At 67.3% G+C, this 16,998-nt stretch carries 16 protein-coding genes; 9 read left to right on the top strand and 7 right to left on the bottom strand.

All coding sequences use genetic code 11. From position 1 onward, the window contains the following. Nucleotides 1–523 precede the first annotated feature (523 nt). From ABZZ79_RS38915 to ABZZ79_RS38905, 3 genes are all read left to right on the top strand, one after another. Nucleotides 524–3,019: a Helicase associated domain protein gene (locus ABZZ79_RS38915; protein WP_356697301.1), complete on the top strand. Its 2,496-nt coding sequence runs from the start codon at nt 524–526 to the stop codon at nt 3,017–3,019. Nucleotides 3,020–3,612: 593 nt separating this feature from the next. Continuing rightward, nucleotides 3,613–4,878 (top strand): ParA family protein, encoded by a 1,266-nt coding sequence (locus tag ABZZ79_RS38910; protein ID WP_356697299.1) that lies wholly within the window; start codon nt 3,613–3,615, stop codon nt 4,876–4,878. Then, on the top strand, nt 4,875–6,176 hold the full coding sequence (locus tag ABZZ79_RS38905) for a ParB/RepB/Spo0J family partition protein (protein ID WP_356697297.1): 1,302 nt from the start codon (nt 4,875–4,877) through the stop codon (nt 6,174–6,176). Before ABZZ79_RS38910 ends, ABZZ79_RS38905 begins: the two co-directional genes overlap by 4 nt. A gap of 693 nt (nt 6,177–6,869) precedes the next feature. Here ABZZ79_RS38905 and ABZZ79_RS38900 read toward each other — a convergent pair. Then, complete coding sequence (locus tag ABZZ79_RS38900) at nt 6,870–7,001, bottom strand: hypothetical protein (RefSeq protein WP_356697295.1); 132 nt, start codon at nt 6,999–7,001, stop codon at nt 6,870–6,872. 90 nt (nt 7,002–7,091) lie between these two features. Continuing rightward, nucleotides 7,092–7,217, bottom strand: coding sequence for a hypothetical protein (locus tag ABZZ79_RS38895; RefSeq protein WP_356697293.1), 126 nt, complete (start codon nt 7,215–7,217; stop codon nt 7,092–7,094). 236 nt (nt 7,218–7,453) lie between these two features. Here ABZZ79_RS38895 and ABZZ79_RS38890 point away from each other — a divergent pair, with 236 nt between their 5' ends. Next, nucleotides 7,454–7,609, top strand: a complete 156-nt coding sequence (locus ABZZ79_RS38890; RefSeq protein WP_356697291.1) for a hypothetical protein — start codon at nt 7,454–7,456, stop codon at nt 7,607–7,609. A gap of 106 nt (nt 7,610–7,715) precedes the next feature. Here ABZZ79_RS38890 and ABZZ79_RS38885 read toward each other — a convergent pair whose 3' ends face one another. From ABZZ79_RS38885 to ABZZ79_RS38875, 3 genes are all read right to left on the bottom strand, one after another. Then, nucleotides 7,716–8,027 carry a replication initiation protein, RepL2 gene (locus ABZZ79_RS38885; protein WP_356697289.1) on the bottom strand — a complete coding sequence of 104 codons (312 nt, stop codon included), beginning with the start codon at nt 8,025–8,027 and terminating at the stop codon, nt 7,716–7,718. Continuing rightward, nucleotides 8,024–8,476: a MarR family transcriptional regulator gene (locus ABZZ79_RS38880; protein WP_356697287.1), complete on the bottom strand. Its 453-nt coding sequence runs from the start codon at nt 8,474–8,476 to the stop codon at nt 8,024–8,026. Before ABZZ79_RS38880 ends, ABZZ79_RS38885 begins: the two co-directional genes overlap by 4 nt. 623 nt (nt 8,477–9,099) lie before the next feature. Then, nucleotides 9,100–9,672: a transcriptional regulator gene (locus ABZZ79_RS38875; RefSeq protein ID WP_356697285.1), complete on the bottom strand. Its 573-nt coding sequence runs from the start codon at nt 9,670–9,672 to the stop codon at nt 9,100–9,102. 871 nt (nt 9,673–10,543) lie between these two features. On the opposite strand from ABZZ79_RS38875, the gene ABZZ79_RS38870 reads away from it, so the two are divergent. Together ABZZ79_RS38870 and ABZZ79_RS38865 are read left to right on the top strand one after the other, a co-directional pair. After that, nucleotides 10,544–11,935 (top strand): phage/plasmid primase, P4 family, encoded by a 1,392-nt coding sequence (locus ABZZ79_RS38870; RefSeq protein ID WP_356697305.1) that lies wholly within the window; start codon nt 10,544–10,546, stop codon nt 11,933–11,935. Next, entirely contained in the window at nt 11,932–12,333 is a 402-nt protein-coding gene (locus ABZZ79_RS38865; protein WP_356697283.1) for a DUF6009 family protein, read from the top strand. Before ABZZ79_RS38870 ends, ABZZ79_RS38865 begins: the two co-directional genes overlap by 4 nt. A 29-nt stretch (nt 12,334–12,362) precedes the next feature. Here ABZZ79_RS38865 and ABZZ79_RS38860 read toward each other — a convergent pair whose 3' ends face one another. Further along, a complete protein-coding gene (locus ABZZ79_RS38860; RefSeq protein WP_356697281.1) occupies nt 12,363–13,130 on the bottom strand; it encodes an SDR family oxidoreductase in 768 nt (255 codons plus the stop codon). A gap of 203 nt (nt 13,131–13,333) precedes the next feature. Here ABZZ79_RS38860 and ABZZ79_RS38855 point away from each other — a divergent pair, with 203 nt between their 5' ends. Both ABZZ79_RS38855 and ABZZ79_RS38850 read left to right on the top strand, forming a co-directional pair. After that, nucleotides 13,334–14,047, top strand: coding sequence for an HAD family phosphatase (locus tag ABZZ79_RS38855; protein WP_356697303.1), 714 nt, complete (start codon nt 13,334–13,336; stop codon nt 14,045–14,047). A gap of 312 nt (nt 14,048–14,359) precedes the next feature. Next, nucleotides 14,360–15,016, top strand: a complete 657-nt coding sequence (locus ABZZ79_RS38850) for a ScbR family autoregulator-binding transcription factor (RefSeq protein ID WP_356697279.1) — start codon at nt 14,360–14,362, stop codon at nt 15,014–15,016. Nucleotides 15,017–15,177: 161 nt separating this feature from the next. Here ABZZ79_RS38850 and ABZZ79_RS38845 read toward each other — a convergent pair whose 3' ends face one another. Next, nucleotides 15,178–16,167: a ScbA/BarX family gamma-butyrolactone biosynthesis protein gene (locus ABZZ79_RS38845; protein ID WP_356697277.1), complete on the bottom strand. Its 990-nt coding sequence runs from the start codon at nt 16,165–16,167 to the stop codon at nt 15,178–15,180. 363 nt (nt 16,168–16,530) lie between these two features. On the opposite strand from ABZZ79_RS38845, the gene ABZZ79_RS38840 reads away from it, so the two are divergent. Beyond that, entirely contained in the window at nt 16,531–16,719 is a 189-nt protein-coding gene (locus ABZZ79_RS38840; protein WP_356697275.1) for an acyl-CoA carboxylase epsilon subunit, read from the top strand. The last annotated feature ends 279 nt before the right edge of the window (nt 16,720–16,998 follow it).

Genomic DNA, 16,998 nt, shown 5'->3' with positions numbered 1-16,998 from the left:
CGACGCCGCCGGGCTCAGTGCCGAGCTCGTGGCGGTGCTGACGGGTGCCCGCAGAAGGTCCCTGCGCGACGGGGACCGGCACGCGCGCTTCGCTCCGCGAAGACGACGCGCCGCCGCTACGCGGCGGAACCATCCGGCGCTCCGCGCCGGATGCGGCGGGACTCCGTCCCGCCTGCCGGACCACTCCGTGATCCGGCGATCCGGCTGACGCCGGATCAAGCCGTACCGGTCTGCTCCGCAGTCCGGTACGGTAACTGACGCACGCTCCGCGCGCGTCAGTGGCTGGCTGGGGAACGGGGCGGCGGGTTGTTCGGGGTATCCGGGGGCCAGTGATTCTCCTGAGTGCACGGTCCCTTGGTGTGAGTTCCGTATGTCATTTTGTTAGTCAGGATAGACTCTGGGCTCGGAGGATAGCAGCGGTGCTTGCGATACGGGCCCCGGGCATCTGATGGGAAGTATGCGTATCGGTGACTGATGAATCTCCGTCACTTGCCGCACTGGGGTGGATGAAAAGGATTCTCTGATGCCGAAAATCGAGTTGAGGCCTCATCAGGTAGAGGCAGTGGACGGCGTCATGCGCAATTTGCAGACTCCTCCTGGCGGACACATGCCTCCCGAAGGGCTTCGGACACAGGCAATTGCCGCAACCGGGTCCGGAAAGACGTTGATTGCCGTGGAGTCCGCGCGGCGGCTGTCCGCGCGCCGGGTCCTGGTCCTGGTGCCCACTTTGGACCTGCTGACTCAGATGGCTGCCGCCTGGCGTCAGGGCGGTCGGCGCGGAGCGATGGTCGGGGTGTGCTCGCTGCGTGTACAGGACAGCGGCGGTGTCCCCTGCACCACCGATCCGGGTGAACTCGCTGAGTGGCTCCGGGACCTGGACAGCGTGACCGTCTTCGCGACGTACGCGGCCATCGGCCTGGGCATCCTGCAACGCGCTCATGAGGCCGGACTGGGCGTGTGGGACCTGATGGTCGTCGATGAGGCGCATCGCACCAGCGGGGACACGGGCAAGCCGTGGGCGGCCGTGCACGACCAGGCGCGCATTCCGGCCGTGCGACGGCTGTACATGACCGCGACGGCGCGGGTGTGGGAGGCCGAGGGCCATATGCCGCGGCTGGTCGCGAGCATGGACGAGGACTCGCCCGTGTTCGGGCCCGTTGCCTACAAGTTGAAACTGTCTGAGGCCATCCAGCGCGGGCTCGTTGCCCCCTACCAGGTGGTCTGCATGGACATCCGCGATCCGGAGGTGCACACGGCGATCGCCGTCGGGTCGGCCGGCTCCGACTCCGTACGCGGCGCCCGGCTCGCCGCGCTGCAGACCGGGCTGCTCACTGCGGCCGCGAAAGAGCGACTGCGCCGTGTGCTGACGTTCCACAGCAGGGTCGCCGAGGCTGAAGCCATGGCCGCGGGTGTGCCAGGGGTGGCAGTGCGGCTGCGGGCCGAGGACCCCGAGACGTTCCCGCCCGCGGAGCGGGTGTGGGCAGAGTGGCTGTACGGCGAACACCCGACCAGCCACCGACGCGAGGTGCTCGCTGAATTCGCCTCCGACTTCATCGCCGACAATGCCGACAGAGAATCAGATATATCAGCTGCATTGCGGGTTCTCAGCTCCGTGAAGGTCCTCGGTGAAGGCGTCGATACCGCAAACTGTGATGCCGTTGCTTTCTGCGACGCACGCGGCTCGATGGTCGACATCGTGCAAATGGTCGGACGGGCGCTGCGGATTCAGCCTGGGCGGGGGAAGATCGCCACACTCGTGGTCCCCGTATTCCTTTCCCCTGGTGAGGAAGCCGGGGAAATGCTGACCTCAGACGCTTACGGGACCCTCGCGAAGGTCCTCGGAGCGCTGCGGGCCCACGACACCGACACCATCGAGGCTCTCGCCGACCCGCGCCCGCGCAGCGGCCGCTACGAGCACCCCGAGGACGACAAGCACGGCACGCACCCGGAGCAGGATCTGGACCAGGCGGACAGCGAGGGCGCGGACGCTGGCAGGTCGGCCGCGAGGGGGCTGCTGCGGTTCAGTGAGGAACGCGACCCTGTTCAGATCGCGCAGTTCATCAGGTTGCGGGTCATCGACCCGGAGAAGACGTACTGGCGGCGTGGCATCGCGGCCGCCATGCGGTGGCTGCAGGAGACCGGGGCCGAGCAGCTGCGCGTGCCGTACGACTACCGGGTCCCAGACGACGGGGCCGGAGCGGCCGCCGGGTTCCCACTGGGGGTGTGGCTCGCCGACCAGCGGCGCTACTACAACTCCGGCGACCTCGACGCGAAGCGCGCGGAGCAGCTTGAAGCGGTCGGCATGGTGTGGTCACACCACGACGTCGCCTGGGAGGAAGGTCTCGCCGTGGCGCGCTCGTACGCGGCCGCACACGGGCATCTGCTCCCACCCACCCACGCCGCCTGGGACGGGTACCCCATCGGGGTCTGGGCCAAGAACCAGCGCGCCGCCGCCCGCAAAGCCACGCAGAACGCCGAGCGGCGCGCCGCGGGCGACGCCGTCTCCTACACCGGAGAACTCCCAGAAAGCCGTCTCAAGGACCTGGAGGACCTCGATACAGGCTGGTGCCCCACCGGGTGGGACATCGCCTGGCAACGCGCCTTCCGCCTCACACACGCCCACCTGAAGGACGGCGGCACCCTCCCCCACACCGCGGGCCAGATCCTCGCCCAGGGCGAAGACCTCGGCGCCTGGACAGCCGCGCAGCGACTCGGATGGGACAAGCTCCTGCCCGCCCAGCAATGGCTCCTCGAAAACGTCCTCGGACTCCAGCCCGCCGACGACGACGAACAGCCCAAAGGGCGCACCCAGGACGACAAATGGGCCACCAACCTCACCGCCGCCCACCAGTACCACGCACGCGAAGGCCACCTCGCCGTACCCAGACACCACACCGAACGTCTGCAAGACGGAACAGAAATCAAACTCGGCGGATGGCTTTCCAACACCCGCCGCAGAGCCAACACACTCACCCCACAGCGACGAGCAGACCTCAACGCCCTCGGCATGAAGTGGTGAAGCGGGCGGCCAGAGCTGCGCGGCACCGTGACCAGACGGGCGAGCGTCGTTGCACAGGCCGGGACACACCCGCCATATCCCATCATGGTGCTCGAATACGTCCTTAGCTGTTCCCCGAGGCGGATGCTCGCGCCCCGGGCAGACACCCACGCGTTCCCGGATTCTGCCTGGCTACACCACTGCATGCGACGCGACCCACACTGCCTCGGAGCGTACGTGCCCGGGGCAGGCGTGCTCATGCGTGCCTGGTCTTCTGGCCAACCGCCTCGTCGTGGCTGGCTGTCGATGGCTGCAGTCTCGCGAGGTGCTGTTGCGCTTCAGTCGGCTTGCCGTCCGATCCTGCATGAGTGCGCGGTGTCCTTCCCCGTCGGCGCGTTCTGGCCTCCAAGTTGGCGCTGTTTGCCGTTCCGGGCGGCCGTTGTCGCCGCTCGTCGCCTTGAGGGTGATTACGGCGTAATCAGTCCCGTCGGCTTGAAGGCGGGTCGAGGGGCGGGTGAGGGATGGGGTTGATTACGGCGTAATCAGGGTGAGGAAGTTGGGGTAGCTAACGTGTCGGAGTGGGATGTGATCTTGGACGTTAGTATGGTGTCTTCATGAGTTCGCCAGTCACCCCCAGCGACCGGGAGAAGGTCGTGTCGAAGTTGCCGGGATGGCTCCGGCAGAGTTTGAAGGTCAGAGCCGCGCAGTGCGGGGTTGAGATTCAGGCGGCTGTGGAGGCGGGGGTTCGGGAGTGGTGCTCCCTGGCTTCAGCTACTGCGGCTGTCGACACTGCTGGGGCCGATTCCTTTGCCACGTTTCTGCCTTCTGGACAGTGGGAGGAGTTCCGGCGTGTTGCCGCCGATCGGCGGGTTTCGCTGATTCAGGGGCTCGCTCAATCCGTGCAGTTGTGGCTCGACACCCATCCGGCGCCCGAGGTACAGCGGCCGGCCGTGACCCGGCGGGTTGTGGTCTGCAACCAGAAGGGTGGGGTAGGGAAGACCGCCATCACCGCTGGCCTGGGAGAGGCTCTCGCCGAGGACTCCAACTCGCTGCATCCCGTGCGGGTTGCTAAGGCTCTTGCCCTTGCCCTTCGGGCCAGTGAGGCGTCGGGCGATGAGGGCACGGCCGTGGAGGATCCGCTTGACGTGGAGAATCTGCCGGGGCCCGGGCTTCGGGTGCTGCTCGTCGACTTCGATCCGCAGTGCCATCTGACCAATCAGCTGGGAGCCACTCCCCTGCCCATGGCCGGGGACAGTCTCACCAATCACATGGCTGGGGATGCCAAGGGCGAGCTGCGGGATCTCCTCGTATCCATCGACGAAGACGTCTTCGGAGGGCGGCTCCATCTGCTGCCCGCCTGTCATGACGCATTCCTGCTCGATGTGCGGTTGTCCGCCGTGCGGGCTCGGGAGGCTGCTCTGGAGCGGGCGCTGGCTTCGCTGGAGAGTGATTACGACGTAATCATCGTCGACTGTCCTCCGAGCCTCGGGCTCAGCATGGACGCGGCGGCCTACTACGGGCGGCGGCGGGGCGGGGAGGCGCCCGGGCAGTCCGGGGCGCTCATCGTCGTACAGGCCGAGGACAGTTCGGCTGATGCCTACGAGCTCCTCACCTCGCAGATCGACGACCTTCGGGGCGACCTCCAGGTCGACATCGACTACCTCGGGATCGTCGTCAATCTGTATGACTCGCGACGGGGGTACATCGCTACTTCGTCTCTTCAGGGGTGGGTGGACATAAAGGATCCTCGGGTTGTGGGGGTGATCGGGGATCTGAAGGAACAGAAGGAAGCCGTGCGCGTGAAGAAGCCTCTGCTGTCCTACGCGCCCAAGTCTCAGCAGGCTGTGGGGATGCGTGCGCTGGCTCGGGAGGTTCTGTGAGCAAGGCCGATCAGCTCGGCGCCGGGCGGTTCGGTGGGGGAGTGCGGCCCGTCAGTGCGCGGCGGCAGGCCGTTGCCGCGGCCACCGGGGTTCCCACCGAGGGCGTAGCCTCGCCCAGCGAGCTTCCCGTTCACCGGGTCAGTCCCAACCCCGACAACCCGCGCTCCACCCTGGGCGATCTGACGGACCTGGCCGGGAGTCTGAAGACCCACGGTCAGAAGCAGGCCATCACGGTCATGAACCGGGATGCCTACATCAAGGCCAACCCCGCGCATGAGTCCGCGCTGGAGCCGGACACCACGTACGTCGTCGTCGACGGCAGCAGCCGGCTCGCCGCGGCGCGTGAGGCGGGGCTGGCCACCATCAAGGTCATGGTCAGTGATGATCAGGGGAGCACCTCCGAGGAGCTGCTGGAGTCCGCGCTCGTCGCCAACATCCACCGGCAGGACCTTGAGGAGCTCGACGAGGCTCGGGCCCTTCAGCGGCTGCTGGCCATCCATGGGAGTCAGCGCGCTCTCGCCAAGCGGCTGCATCGGTCCCAGGGGTGGGTCTCGCAGCGGCTGGCCCTGCTTCATCTGACGCCCGAGCTTCAGGCCCGTATCGGCGTAGAGCCCATCGATCTACTGCGGGCCGTGGGCAACAAGCCTGCCGAGAAGCAGGAAGCCGTCCTGGAGCAGCTCAAGCGGCATAAGGAGTTGAAGGGGGGTGGTGGCGGTGCCAGGGAGCGTTCCTCCGGAGCTGCCGCAGCGGCTGCCGAAGCCGCCTCGGGTGATTACGGCGTAATCACCGACCCCGCGAGCGGTCCCTCGGCCGGCTCCTCTTCGTCTGTCCGATCGGCCGGCTCCTCGGCTCCGGAAGTCGGCCGGAGTGATTACGACGTAGCCACTCCTCGGCCCGCTCGGGAGGGCTCATCCGGTGATTACGTCGTAATCACCGGGCAGGCCGACGGCGAGGTTGTCGGTGGGGCTCTGGGTGTGGACGGTGTCGTCGATGAGGCGGGGGGGCGGGAGGCTCCGGGTGATTACGACGTAATCACCCAAGACTCTGCTTCCGGGGTCGACGGGGTGCCTGAGCCTCGTGGTGACTCCGGTGTGGGGGAGGAGCTGCGGGGGCGGCCGGTGCCCTTCGACCAGCCTGGGGCGCTGGCGATGCTGCTGAACGCCAAGGTGGGCAGTGACGATCTGTTCTTCGATCTGCTGCGGTTCCTGAGCATGCGGGCGTTGGAGCGGGATCCGGCTCGGCTGGGGGAGTTGGCCGAGAGGTTCGTCGAGGAGGCTCGGGCTCGGGCTGACGGCTGAGCGGAGCAGTTGCGGTTGGCGGTTAGGCAGAACCCTCTCATGACGTCATGTCATGAGAGGGTTCTGCCTCTGGTCTCCGATAGGCCACTCCGGGCGCCTCTCCTCGTGACCTCTTCGGTCAGTTGCCTGGAGGCGGCGACCGCTGGTTCACCGACCGTGCCGGGGGCTGCTACCTCATGCAGTAGCTGATCGACTAGAGCAAAGTCGGCAAGAGCATGTTGTACCGCGAGTTCGCGGGGAAGGACACGGTCGATGGGGGCTGCTGTAGACGACCTTGCGCAGCGAGCGGAACGTCCGCGCCGTGGTGTTCTGCACGGCGAGTTTCTGCGTGGTGCCGTGGTCCCATGAAGTCACTTGTCGGCGTGGACTTGGGTGGGGGGTGCGGCGGTAGGTGCCTCGGACATCCGGACGTACGGTGGTGGTGGCGGCGCGTGCCGGGCACGAGGCGTGAGCCGCCACGGTTCGGGCTCGGTGGTCACTGCGCGTCCGGGCCGGCTCGGTCGGACCTGGCAGCTCGGTGTCGGGCGGTCGGCCGGGTGGGACCTGCCGCCGAAGGTGGGCGAAGATCATGGCCGAATCCAGCTGCTGGGCTGGCAGCTCCTTGGTCCAGCGCCACGCCAATCGGCAAGGAACCGGCGGCTGGTGCGGCGGAGGCTGCAGAGTTCCGGGCGAGCCGGGTGAGCGCCATGTCGCTCAGCTCCATCGCACGCGTACCACCGCCTTGTCGAGCACCAGCGCGTCGCCCCCAGCCTTTCGTGCCAAGCCAATGGGCAGCTCGGCCTTGTAGGCGCCTGCGAGCGCCGCGTACGGCTGCATCAGCGGCACAGCCGGACTCGTGGAAAGTGATGCCCTCCAGGACCTTGCTGAGCCGCTCGGAGGCCTCCGCCAGCCACTGGTGGAAGGGGGCGGCGACCCTCAGCGGGGGACGTCCCAGTCCCGGGCGCGCAGTGCCTGGACGGCCTCGGCGAGCGAGTCGGAGCCGCCCGAGAGCACACCCTGCTGAGAGACGTCGTCCGTCGACGACTGCTCAATTCCGGCCACACGGCGAGCAGCGAGCCGACCTCTGCGACGGGGCGAACAGCCTGTCGCACTCGTCGACGTGCTGCCGGAACACCCCGAGGTCCGGTGCAGCGACGGCCCTATGAGGAGCTACAGATATCGCTCGGCCTGAAGCTGTAGCGGGGGAGGGGCTTGGCGCAGACATGCCCCGGCCGCCGCTCCTGGCCGGCGACCGCGTCGCCAGGGCTCTTGGGCATCGGCCTCGCCGAGGGCGTCGTATGGGACGGGACACCGACCATCTGAAGGTGGTCACGGTGGACCGGGACGACGAAGCTGGCGTGTTGATCGATGACGCCCGTGTATCGGCATTGCCGACAGTCAGCGCTCTCTCCCGCCTCGCCGACCTCGAACACAGGTGGACCGTTGTCGGCTGATTGTTGAACGTGGACGCAATGGAGGCGTCCCAGAGACAGCTCCTCATTGACTTGGTGCTAATGAGGAACGCTCTGGGGGACGCCTTCCTTGCGTCCAGGTACAGGGTCAGGTCGCTCGGCGCAGGGGGATGACCACGTGCTCGCCGAGGGCCTTGGGGCTGAGGCGGTAGTACCGGATGTGGGCGAGCTTGTCGGACTCCTCGAGCCAGCCTGCCTCGATGACCTGCTTGCGGGTGCGGGAGAAGACGGGGGCGGACATGCCCACGAGGGCGGAGAGGTTCGCCGCGGTCTCGACGACCGCTCCTGCCCGGTCGGTCGGGTGCAGGGCGTAGAGCATGACGACAAGGCGCTGGTTGGCGGTCATGCCGGCCGTGGCCTTGAGCAGCTCCAAGTTCTTCTGCTTGTCGTCACTGGTCACTGGGCCTCCCACCGCGCAGGGGTCTTGTCATCGAATCCAGGGATGTCCGGCGGGTTGCACGTCCTCACCGCTTCCCGTTGCTCCAGCCCTGTTCCGTGGAAGGCAATGTAAGGGCTGATGCGGTACAGGTTGTAGTTGCCGATGCGTCCTCGCACCACCAGGATGCGGTGTTTGGCCAACTTCCGGTTGATTTTCCCGACGGCGTCGGTGGACATTCCCACTCGTTTGGCAATGTCGGAACCCGTCGCGCGCAGCGGGTTCATGCCTTCCGGTGAGACGCCGATCCACCACAGGACGAGGAACTTCTGACTCGGTGTGAACGCCTTCGACTCGGTGATCGCCTCGACACGTGCCTTGTCCACCTGGGTGTGGCGGCCTGCGAACGCGTACGGCGCATAGGGGACCGGCTCGCCTGTGTTGGCGTCGACCAGTCTGCGTACCGCTCCCAAGTGGGCCTCCGTACACGGGTTGATGGACAGTTGGAGCACGGCCGCGAGGCCGACCTGATGAACTTAACGTACATGAGCACCAAGTCAATGAACTCAGTCCCCTCAGCCGTGTCGAGGCGTCCTTCTCACGCCTTGAGGTCGTCCGCACACGATGCGAAAAAGCCCCGTGAACAGGCCCGTTGGGGTCTCCACGGGGGGCTCTGCTCATTGACGTGAGGGCAATCTACCCAGTTCCTAGGAACTGCCAGGCAGTTCCTAGGAACTGGGTCTCCTAGGACGTTTTCGCAGGTCAGAGGCGATCTGGGCGTTGCGCTCTCTTACATCGTCAACTGACCGTCCGTAGCTGGCTGAGGTGATGGGGGAGTTCCTGCCGCCACGTCCGAACCTGTGCCCACGAAAGTCCGCCACGACGGCGCCGCACGCGGTCGGCCAGGCGCGCGTGTGTCTCCAGCAACCACCCTGCGGTATCAGCCACGCTTCAAGGAGCTCTCAAGCGACTCGGACCCGGAAGTCGCCGAGGGCGAGTGGGTGGCAGGGCTCCCGTGGCGTACGTCCGGGCGCGGAGACCTACCGACGCTCGGCCGCGCGAACAGAACGGCTTCTGAGCCTCGTTGCGCTGTTGCTCAGGCCGCGAAGCCGATGTTGGTGACGTACTCGTACTGGCCCCACTGCGAACCGAGGTCGACGATGTGGTTGACCCAGGCCTCGTCGAGGGCTTCCCTGTCGTCAGCGGCCCAGGCGTCGACGATCCGGTCCCACTGGCGGATGTTGAGGGTGCGGAACTCGACGAAGCGCTGCCTCGGGCGCGGGACCTGGGACTGGTTGAGCGGGTGGATCTCCACCCGGGTGCCGCGGCCCTCGCGGTTGAGGCGTGCCAGCAAGTAGCGGGCGACGTTGTGGCGGCGGACCGTGCGGTAAGCCGTCTCGACCCGGTCCAGGTTCTTCTTGGTGGGAGTCCGCTTGCCGTCCAGCCAGGCTCTCAGAGTGCGTTCGGTGACCGTCAGGCCCGCCTCCCGGGCGGCTGCGCGGGCGTGGTCGGTGCGGGTGAGGTAGTGCAGCCGGGCAAGCAGCCCGCGACGGGTGGTGACGGGGGTGGAGATGTAGCCGGCGAGGGCGTCCAGGCGCCGGGCAACAGCCTCGTGCCCTTTGATGCCGCGGGCACCGTACTTGCCGAAGTCCTGGTTGCGCTCTGGCATGCGGGCCTCTCCTCCCTCACCGTACGGACATGCTCCGGGGCTCAGTATTCCGGATCGGTGTCCGAATCCGTCCCAGCGACCGAAGCGGCTCCGTCTCAGCGACTGAAGAGAGCTCCCCAGCGACTGAAGCGACCGAAGCGACTGTGGCTCCGACATTGAGGAAAGCTTTCACCAACGATTGATCAAGAGCCCCTGGAGTCCCGCTGGAGTCCACAGAGTGGTCGAGCGACTGAAGCGGAGCTACTGAAGATCCCTTGAGTAGCTCTCGGTCGCTAGATAAAACCCCAGCTCAGACGGGACATCCCCACCAATCAGCGACTGAAGCGACTCAAGCCCCGGGTATATGAACACCAACGCACGCGTGCGTGCGCGTGCGCGTGTTGGCGTCATAGATAGAGAAGTTCAGTCGCTTCAGTCGCTGTTTCGGTAGTCTTACCCACTGTGACCTGCGACTTTATGAAGCGTCTGAAGCAGCTACTCAAGCCCTCTCAGTCGCTGCCTCTCAGTCGCTGAGTCGCTGACGGGTGGTCGGACGGCCGCCAGGAAGGTGAAGTCGGCTTGAAACCGGCATGCACAGGCACACCTACCTGAGCGTTCGCTTCGCTAATCTGCCTTAGTCGTTCAGTCGCTTCGGTCGCTCACGGGGGGTGCAGATGACTGCTGAGCTGCGGAAATCGCACAGTGGCTTGAGGCTCTCCGCGTCATGTTCCATGGAAGTGTGGGGTCGCCGGTGATCTCAGGACACGACGACGCTCTTTTCGAGTTCGACAGCGCTCGGTTCGACAGCGCTCGGTTCGCTTCGCGGACACTCGACCGGTCTGTGCCCTCGCCTCGTCCGGGGGAGAACCCGGCCGACGACGTCCGAGTCCCCGTGGAGGCCGCGGCCGACGGGCTGCTGCCCGACACCCTCAGCGATCGGGGCAACGCCAAGCTGTTCGTGAAGCTCTACGCCAACGACTACAAGCACGTGCCCGGCCTCGGCTGGTTCCGCTGGGACCGCACCCGCTGGCAGCCGGACGACGACGACACGATGATGTGGGCCGCTGGAGACCTGGCGGAGTCCATCGCCACGTCCGACCCGCGCGGTGTCTACACCTCGGCAGCGCTCCAGCAGCACCGCCGCCGGGCGCTGAGCACCAGCGGCCTGACCGCGATGCTCACCCAGGCCCGTTCCGCACCCGGCATGGTGATGAACGCGGCGCTGCTGGACGCCGATCCCTACGCCTTGTGCACCCCGGCTGGCATCGTCGATCTGCGCACCGGGCTGATCCGGGCGCCGCAGCCGCACAAGGACTTCCACTCCCGTCGGACGACCGTCTCACCGCAGCCGATGCCGACCCCGCGCTGGGACCGCTTCCTGACCGACACGTTCGGAGAGGGGCCTGACTGCGCGGAGATGATCGACTTCCTGCATCTGCTGCTGGGCTACTCCATCACCGGGGACGTCGGCGGCCAGGTGATGCCGTTCCTGTTCGGCTCGGGCAAGAACGGCAAGTCGGTGCTCCTGGACGTGGTGATGAAGTTGATAGGCGACTACGCCGATGTCGCGCCGCCCGGCTTCCTGATGGCCCGCCCGTACGAGGGGCACCCCACCGACCTGGCCGAACTGCACGGCCGACGCATCATCGTGTGCAGCGAGGTCAAGCCGGGGGACCGGTTCGACGAGGCGCGGGTGAAGCTCCTGACCGGCGGCGACCGGATCAAGGCGCGGCGGATGCGGCAGGACTTCTTCAGCTTCCCGCCGACGCACAAGCTGTGGCTGCTGGGCAACCACCGGCCCGAGGTCGGCACCGGCGGCTTCGCGTTCTGGCGGCGGATGCGCCTGCTGCCGTTCGAGCGGGTGGTGCCCGACCAGCGGAAGATCGACAACCTGGCGGACATCCTGGTCACCGAGGAGGGCCCCGGCATCCTCAACTGGCTGGTGCAGGGAGCCCGGCGCTACTTGAGCGGCGAGAAGGACCTCAGCGGGCCGGAGCGGGTCCGCATCGCCACCACGGCGTATGCGGAGACCGAGGACCACACCGGGCGTTTTCTGGGCGAATCTTGCGTACTGGACACCGAACTGAGAGCGGAACAAACGCAGTTGTACGCCGCCTACCGGACGTGGTGTCAGAATGAGGGCGCCCCCGCGATCTCGTCCCGGTCCTTCGCGGCCCGGGTCCGAGAGCTCGTGGGGCTCGCGTCACCGAAAGAGATGATCCTCTCCAACCAGCGCAAGTACTACCCGGGCATCGGACTGCTCGCCGACGAGGAGACTGCATGAGCTCTCTCATCGCAGAGGACGAGATCGTCCACGAGGTCGGCTTCGTCTGGCTGGAGGACATAGACGGCCTCGACTACGTACGCCAGAGCCTGGACCGGCTGCCGACCCGGCGGGGGCGGCCTGCCTACCACCGCGACGGCCGGATGGTCGGGTACGCGCTGCTGGGGCCGCAGGCCAAGCCCTCCCGGTCCTCAGGCACGTTCCGCCGCCGGGTGTTCTGGCTGCTGCCCCACGACCGGGACACCGACCCGGACGGCCTGTACGCCACTGGAGCGCCCGCTGAGGCCGTGGACCCACGCACCCTGGCTCCGGGCACCAAGGGCCGTAAGACGCCGCGCTCGGGCGGCTCACAGCAGCCCTCGACGACACCTGAGCCGGGTCTCATCCTGCCGCTGTGACCTGCCGAACGGGAGGGCCGCTGCCGGAACTACAGCCCCGTCCCGCCGGACGCGTCGATGCACTGGCCGGTCACCCAGCGGGAGTCCGGCGAGGCCAGGAAGGCCACGACATCGGCGATGTCGCCCGGCTGTCCCATCCTGCCGAACACGGAGAACGCGGCATGCACGGCCTCGGCCTCGGGCGTGGCCCAGCGCTGCTGGTTCAGGTCCGTCCTGACGAAGCCCGGCGCCACGCAGTTCACGGTGATCTGACGCGGCCCCAGCTCCTTGGCGAGTGTGCGGGTGAGGGTCTCCAGGGCCCCCTTGGCCATGGAGTACGCCAGCGAGGTCGGCAGGGCGACCCGGGTGGCCGCGGAGCTGATGTTGATGACCCGCCCGCTGCCGCGCAGCCGCCCCAGCCCTTCCTGCACCAGGAACAGCGGGGCCTTGGCGTGGACGGCCATCAGCCGGTCGAAGTCCTGCGGGGTCACCTCGGACACCCCGCCCCGGACGTTGAAGCCGGCGTTGTTGACCAGGATGTCGAGCTCGGCCGGCTCGCCCATGTCGTGCAGACCCGCGTCGAGCCGCTCGTAGACCGTGCGGACGTCGTCGGGCACCCCCAACGGCCCGTGCAGCGCAAAGGCGCGTCCGCCCTCGTAGGTGATCTGCTCGACGGTCTCGCGGGCCGAGGCTTCGTCGCTGCCGTAGTGCACGGCGACGAGCGCGCCGTCCGCCGCCAGGCGCCGGGCGACAGCCCGGCCGATTCCCCGCCCCGCACCGGTGACCAGTGCTGTTCTGCCCTTCAACGTGCTGCTCATCGTTCCCCCCACGGTTGTGAGCCCCCTGTCGCGAGCGATACGACTCAAGGATAGCTGTTGAAGAAACCGCACGTCCGGTTTATTGTCGAATCCATGAGGTCGGCGCAGCCGGTGCAGCGGCGCGAGGCCTTCGACTTGCCCACCTGGGCGCCGTACGTCGTACGGCCCGACGTTTAGGCGGTTCTGTGATGGCCTTGCGGCATCTGCGACTGATCGCGGTGAACATCGACGGGGTGTTGCTGAACGACACGTTCAGTCCGGTCATCCACCGGTTCGTGACGAGCCGCGGCGGCATCTACACCGCCGAGCTGGAGCGGGCGGTGCTGTCGCAGACGCAGCTACGGGCCGCGGCCGCGATGGGAGTGCCCGGTACGCCGGAGGAGGTCGTGCAGGAGTACTTCCGCGAGCGCCGGGCCTACATCGAGCAGCACCCGGTCCGGGTCACGCAGGGGGTCGGCGCACTGCTGGAGCGGCTGCGCGCCACCGGGGCCCGTCTGGTGTGCTACGGAGGCCTGGAGCGCGACCACTTCGAGCGCCACCTCGGCGCGTACGCGGGGTCCTTCGACGAGCCGCGCTACGTCTGCACCGACGGCTTCCGTCCTGGCATCCGGGAGATCGCCGAGGACGTCTTCGGGGTCCGCTGCGACGAGGCGCTCTTCATCGACGACGTGGCGCGGGTGGCCGAGGTCGCCCAGGAGCTCGGGGCGGCCTTCATCGGGCACCCGACCTCCTACGAGCACAGCTTCCAGCGCCAGCTGATGCGACGGGCCGGCGTGCGGCACATGGTCGGCTCGCTCGACGCGATCGACGAGCGTCTGGTGCGTGCCCTGGACGCCGAGGCGGCAGAAGGGCGGCTGTGGCCCGGATCGGCCGGTGTGGCGGCGACTTCCGAGAGTATGGTTCCTGTCAGCGTCTGACAGGACGGGCTGACAGCAGAATCCAGCCGGAAAACGTACAGGGTGGATGGTTTTTCTGCCCTGCCGCCGCAGGACCCCCGGATGACCCCGTAGGGTTCCTCTGACCAGCATGTTTCGACTTCGCGGCGAGGGGATACACGCCCTGTGACCGGGGCTGCACGGAGGATCAGGGGGCGAATACTGGGCGAACTCAAGCGCTGTCATTCCATTGACCAAGAGAATAAGGTACCTCTTGGACGGTTTGTTCTTGGTGCTCCGGTCTGCGGCTCCGGCTCGTAAGGCTCCGGTGCGGTTGAGGGAAAGGGAGGTCCCATGGCCCAGCAGGAACGTGCGGTCAGGACCCGTCGCGCAGTTCTGGAGGCCGCCGCGGTCGTCTTCGCGGAACACGGGTACACAGCGGCAACAGTCGCCGACATCCTCAAGACCGCAGGGGTGACCAAGGGCGCCCTGTACTTCCACTTCGACTCCAAGGAAGCGCTCGCCAAGGGAGTCCTGGAGCTCCAGACGGCCCAGGCGCTGCCCGAGCAGGAGGTCAAGCTCCAGGAGGTCGTGGACGTTGCGATGACGGTGGCCCACAGGCTGCGGCACGAGCCGCTGCTGCGGGCCGGTGCCCGGCTCTCGTCGGACCCGGCCGGTATCAAGTACTACGGCAGCGCCTGGCCGCTGTGGGTGGACGTGCTCACGGAGGTCCTCACCGAGGCACATCAGCGGGGCGAGACCCTCGCCCATGTGGTGCCGCGCGAGGTTGCCGAGTTGGTGGTCAGTGCTTTCAACGGCGTACAGCTCTATGCCCAGTTGGAGACCGGCCTCGATGACGTCGAGTACCGGGCCTCGGTGCTGCTGAAGCACCTGCTGCCCTCCGTCGCCTCTCCGGCTGTGCTGATGCGGCTGGACGTGGCCCCGGACCGGGGCGCCCGTGTGGTGCGCGCGGCGCTCGATGCACTGGAGCCGGAACCGGCCCCTGCCTGAGGTCACCACTGGTGGCCTGTCACCCCGGGTGCCTGAGGGCACCCGGGGTCTTCGGCGTATCGGAGGCCATCTCGTCTCGGCGTATCCGGGGTCGCCTCAAGTTCTCGGGGGCATACCGAAGCGGCTCAAGGGAGCAGTTCCCTTGAGCCGCTTCTTGTCGTTCAGGCGGTGGCCGGTGCCGCGGTGAGGGTCGAGGAGAAGACGACCTCGCCCTCCTGGCGCCCTGTCACGAGCACGCGCTCACGGCCCTGCTCGTCGCGCGGCAGGGAGCACACCTCGACCAGGCACGGTTCGTCGAGCTCCGCGTAGCGGGTGAACTCGCTGGTGAGGCCCACCGGGAGGCAGTCGCGACCCAGGTACGCGATGGCGGCCTGGCGGGCGGCCTCCAGCAGCACCATGCCCGGTACGTGGTCGACCGGGTGGTCGAAGAGCACGGGGTGCCTGGTGTCCACTCGCAGCTGCCAGCTGTCCGGCGCGGGCAGCGGGGAGAGCACGACGTCCGTCGGCGACAGTCGGGCCACGTCCTGCGGGGCGATCGGGCTCGTCAGCGGAATCGGCGCCACTCCGTCACCGATCCGCGGAGTCCGCAGACGCCGGTAGACGGCCGGGGCGAGGCAGGTGAAGGTGGCGCCCGCGGTCGCGACCTGCTGCCCGTCGCGGCGGATCACCGCGTCGAAGTGCAGACCCGAGATGTTCCGGCCCCGCCACTTGATGTCCGAGCAGGTGATGTCGATGACCACGGAGGCCGGCGCGCCGCCGATGAGGAGCTGCTCGGCGTCGATGTCGACCGACAGGTCCCACATGAGGAACTTGTGGTCGAGCGGCACGTCGAACTCCGCGTGCGCCAGCAGCAGTCCGGCCTGGCGGATCGTTTCGGCTACCAGGAGTGGATCATGGTAACCGTCGATGGTGGCGAAGAAGCAGTGCAGCCGCGGCCACTGAGCGGTCACTGTGAAGTGCTGCTCGTCCAGGCGCGCCCAGTCGGTGAGCATCACCTCGGCGACGCTGGCGCGGTGCACGAACTCCTTCGGGACCGTGGTGGTGAGGCTCGGATAGCGAAGCGCTGTGGCTTGCTGCGGCATCGTGATGTCCCGCCCCGTGCGCCAGGTGTCGGGTGCCGCGTGTTCGACACTGAACGTGCTCGCAGACATGTCTGTTCCCCCTGAGCGGCGTCGGCGTGTTTGTGCTTCAGGACTCTCAGGCCTGTGAAGATACATACCACCCGGTTTAGTTTCCAGTGGTAGGAAGCACTCCGCTACGACTACTTTCGGAACGCTGGCTTCCAGATCCAGTACCGGTAAGGCCCTGTTGGAGCCAAGCTGTCCCAGGTCGTCGCCCCAGCAGCCCTCCGATGACGCTACAGCGAAACCGACCGCTTGTGCGCGAGTAAAACCTTGGCCATGGACCGGAGTTGGGGTTGGGCATACACCCGGCCTCAAGTGATCCCTCAGCGCTTTTCGAGTCTCCCGGTCGACCCTGGCTCAAGTCTGCAGGGAGAGGGGGAGATGAGCTGGATGGAGAGCTCAGAAGCCGTGCTCCGGGTGGAACGCGGGGTTGCCAGCGAGGAGGAACTGGCAGCTCTCGCCGTGGTGTTGCTCGCACTGTGGTCGCACCCCCCGGTCGAGCCCGAGCCGCCGCCGGCGCTCGGTTGGAGCTGGTGGGACGGGTCGGCGGGTTACGCGCCGCCCGAGAGTTGGCGGTGAGTCGACCGTTGTCCGAAACCTCTTCCACCACTGCTCAAGCAAACCGTATAGGCGGTTTGATCATGTTCTCCATGGATCCGGGGCGGGATTCTCTCCTCAGTCTTGTCCCAGAAAGGGACCAGAGATGGCGATGACGACTGCTCCAGCGTCGACGGAGCCAGGGCCGACGGACATTCGTGGTCACGTCGCCGAGTTGCACGAGATCCGTGCGCAGGCGCTGGCCGGACCGAGTGAGAAGGCGACGGCCGCGCAGCATGCCAAGGGCAAGCTGACCGCCCG

The organism is Streptomyces sp. NPDC006458 (assembly GCF_040612135.1).
Classification (GTDB): Bacteria; Actinomycetota; Actinomycetes; order Streptomycetales; family Streptomycetaceae; genus Streptomyces.
The sequence above is the reverse complement of the archived record's forward strand: the minus strand, read 5'-3'. Positions and strand labels throughout refer to the sequence as shown.

What these genes read in the sequence shown, in the direction of transcription:
- ABZZ79_RS38915 (WP_356697301.1), top strand. Translation starts at nt 524, where the DNA reads ATGCCGAAAATCGAGTTGAGGCCTCATCAGGTAGAGGCAGTGGACGGC.
- ABZZ79_RS38910 (WP_356697299.1), top strand. Translation starts at nt 3,613, where the DNA reads ATGAGTTCGCCAGTCACCCCCAGCGACCGGGAGAAGGTCGTGTCGAAG.
- ABZZ79_RS38890 (WP_356697291.1), top strand. Translation starts at nt 7,454, where the DNA reads ATGGGACGGGACACCGACCATCTGAAGGTGGTCACGGTGGACCGGGAC.
- ABZZ79_RS38875 (WP_356697285.1), bottom strand. Translation starts at nt 9,672, where the DNA reads ATGCCAGAGCGCAACCAGGACTTCGGCAAGTACGGTGCCCGCGGCATC.
- ABZZ79_RS38865 (WP_356697283.1), top strand. Translation starts at nt 11,932, where the DNA reads ATGAGCTCTCTCATCGCAGAGGACGAGATCGTCCACGAGGTCGGCTTC.
- ABZZ79_RS38860 (WP_356697281.1), bottom strand. Translation starts at nt 13,130, where the DNA reads ATGAGCAGCACGTTGAAGGGCAGAACAGCACTGGTCACCGGTGCGGGG.
- ABZZ79_RS38850 (WP_356697279.1), top strand. Translation starts at nt 14,360, where the DNA reads ATGGCCCAGCAGGAACGTGCGGTCAGGACCCGTCGCGCAGTTCTGGAG.
- ABZZ79_RS38845 (WP_356697277.1), bottom strand. Translation starts at nt 16,167, where the DNA reads ATGTCTGCGAGCACGTTCAGTGTCGAACACGCGGCACCCGACACCTGG.
- ABZZ79_RS38840 (WP_356697275.1), top strand. Translation starts at nt 16,531, where the DNA reads ATGGAGAGCTCAGAAGCCGTGCTCCGGGTGGAACGCGGGGTTGCCAGC.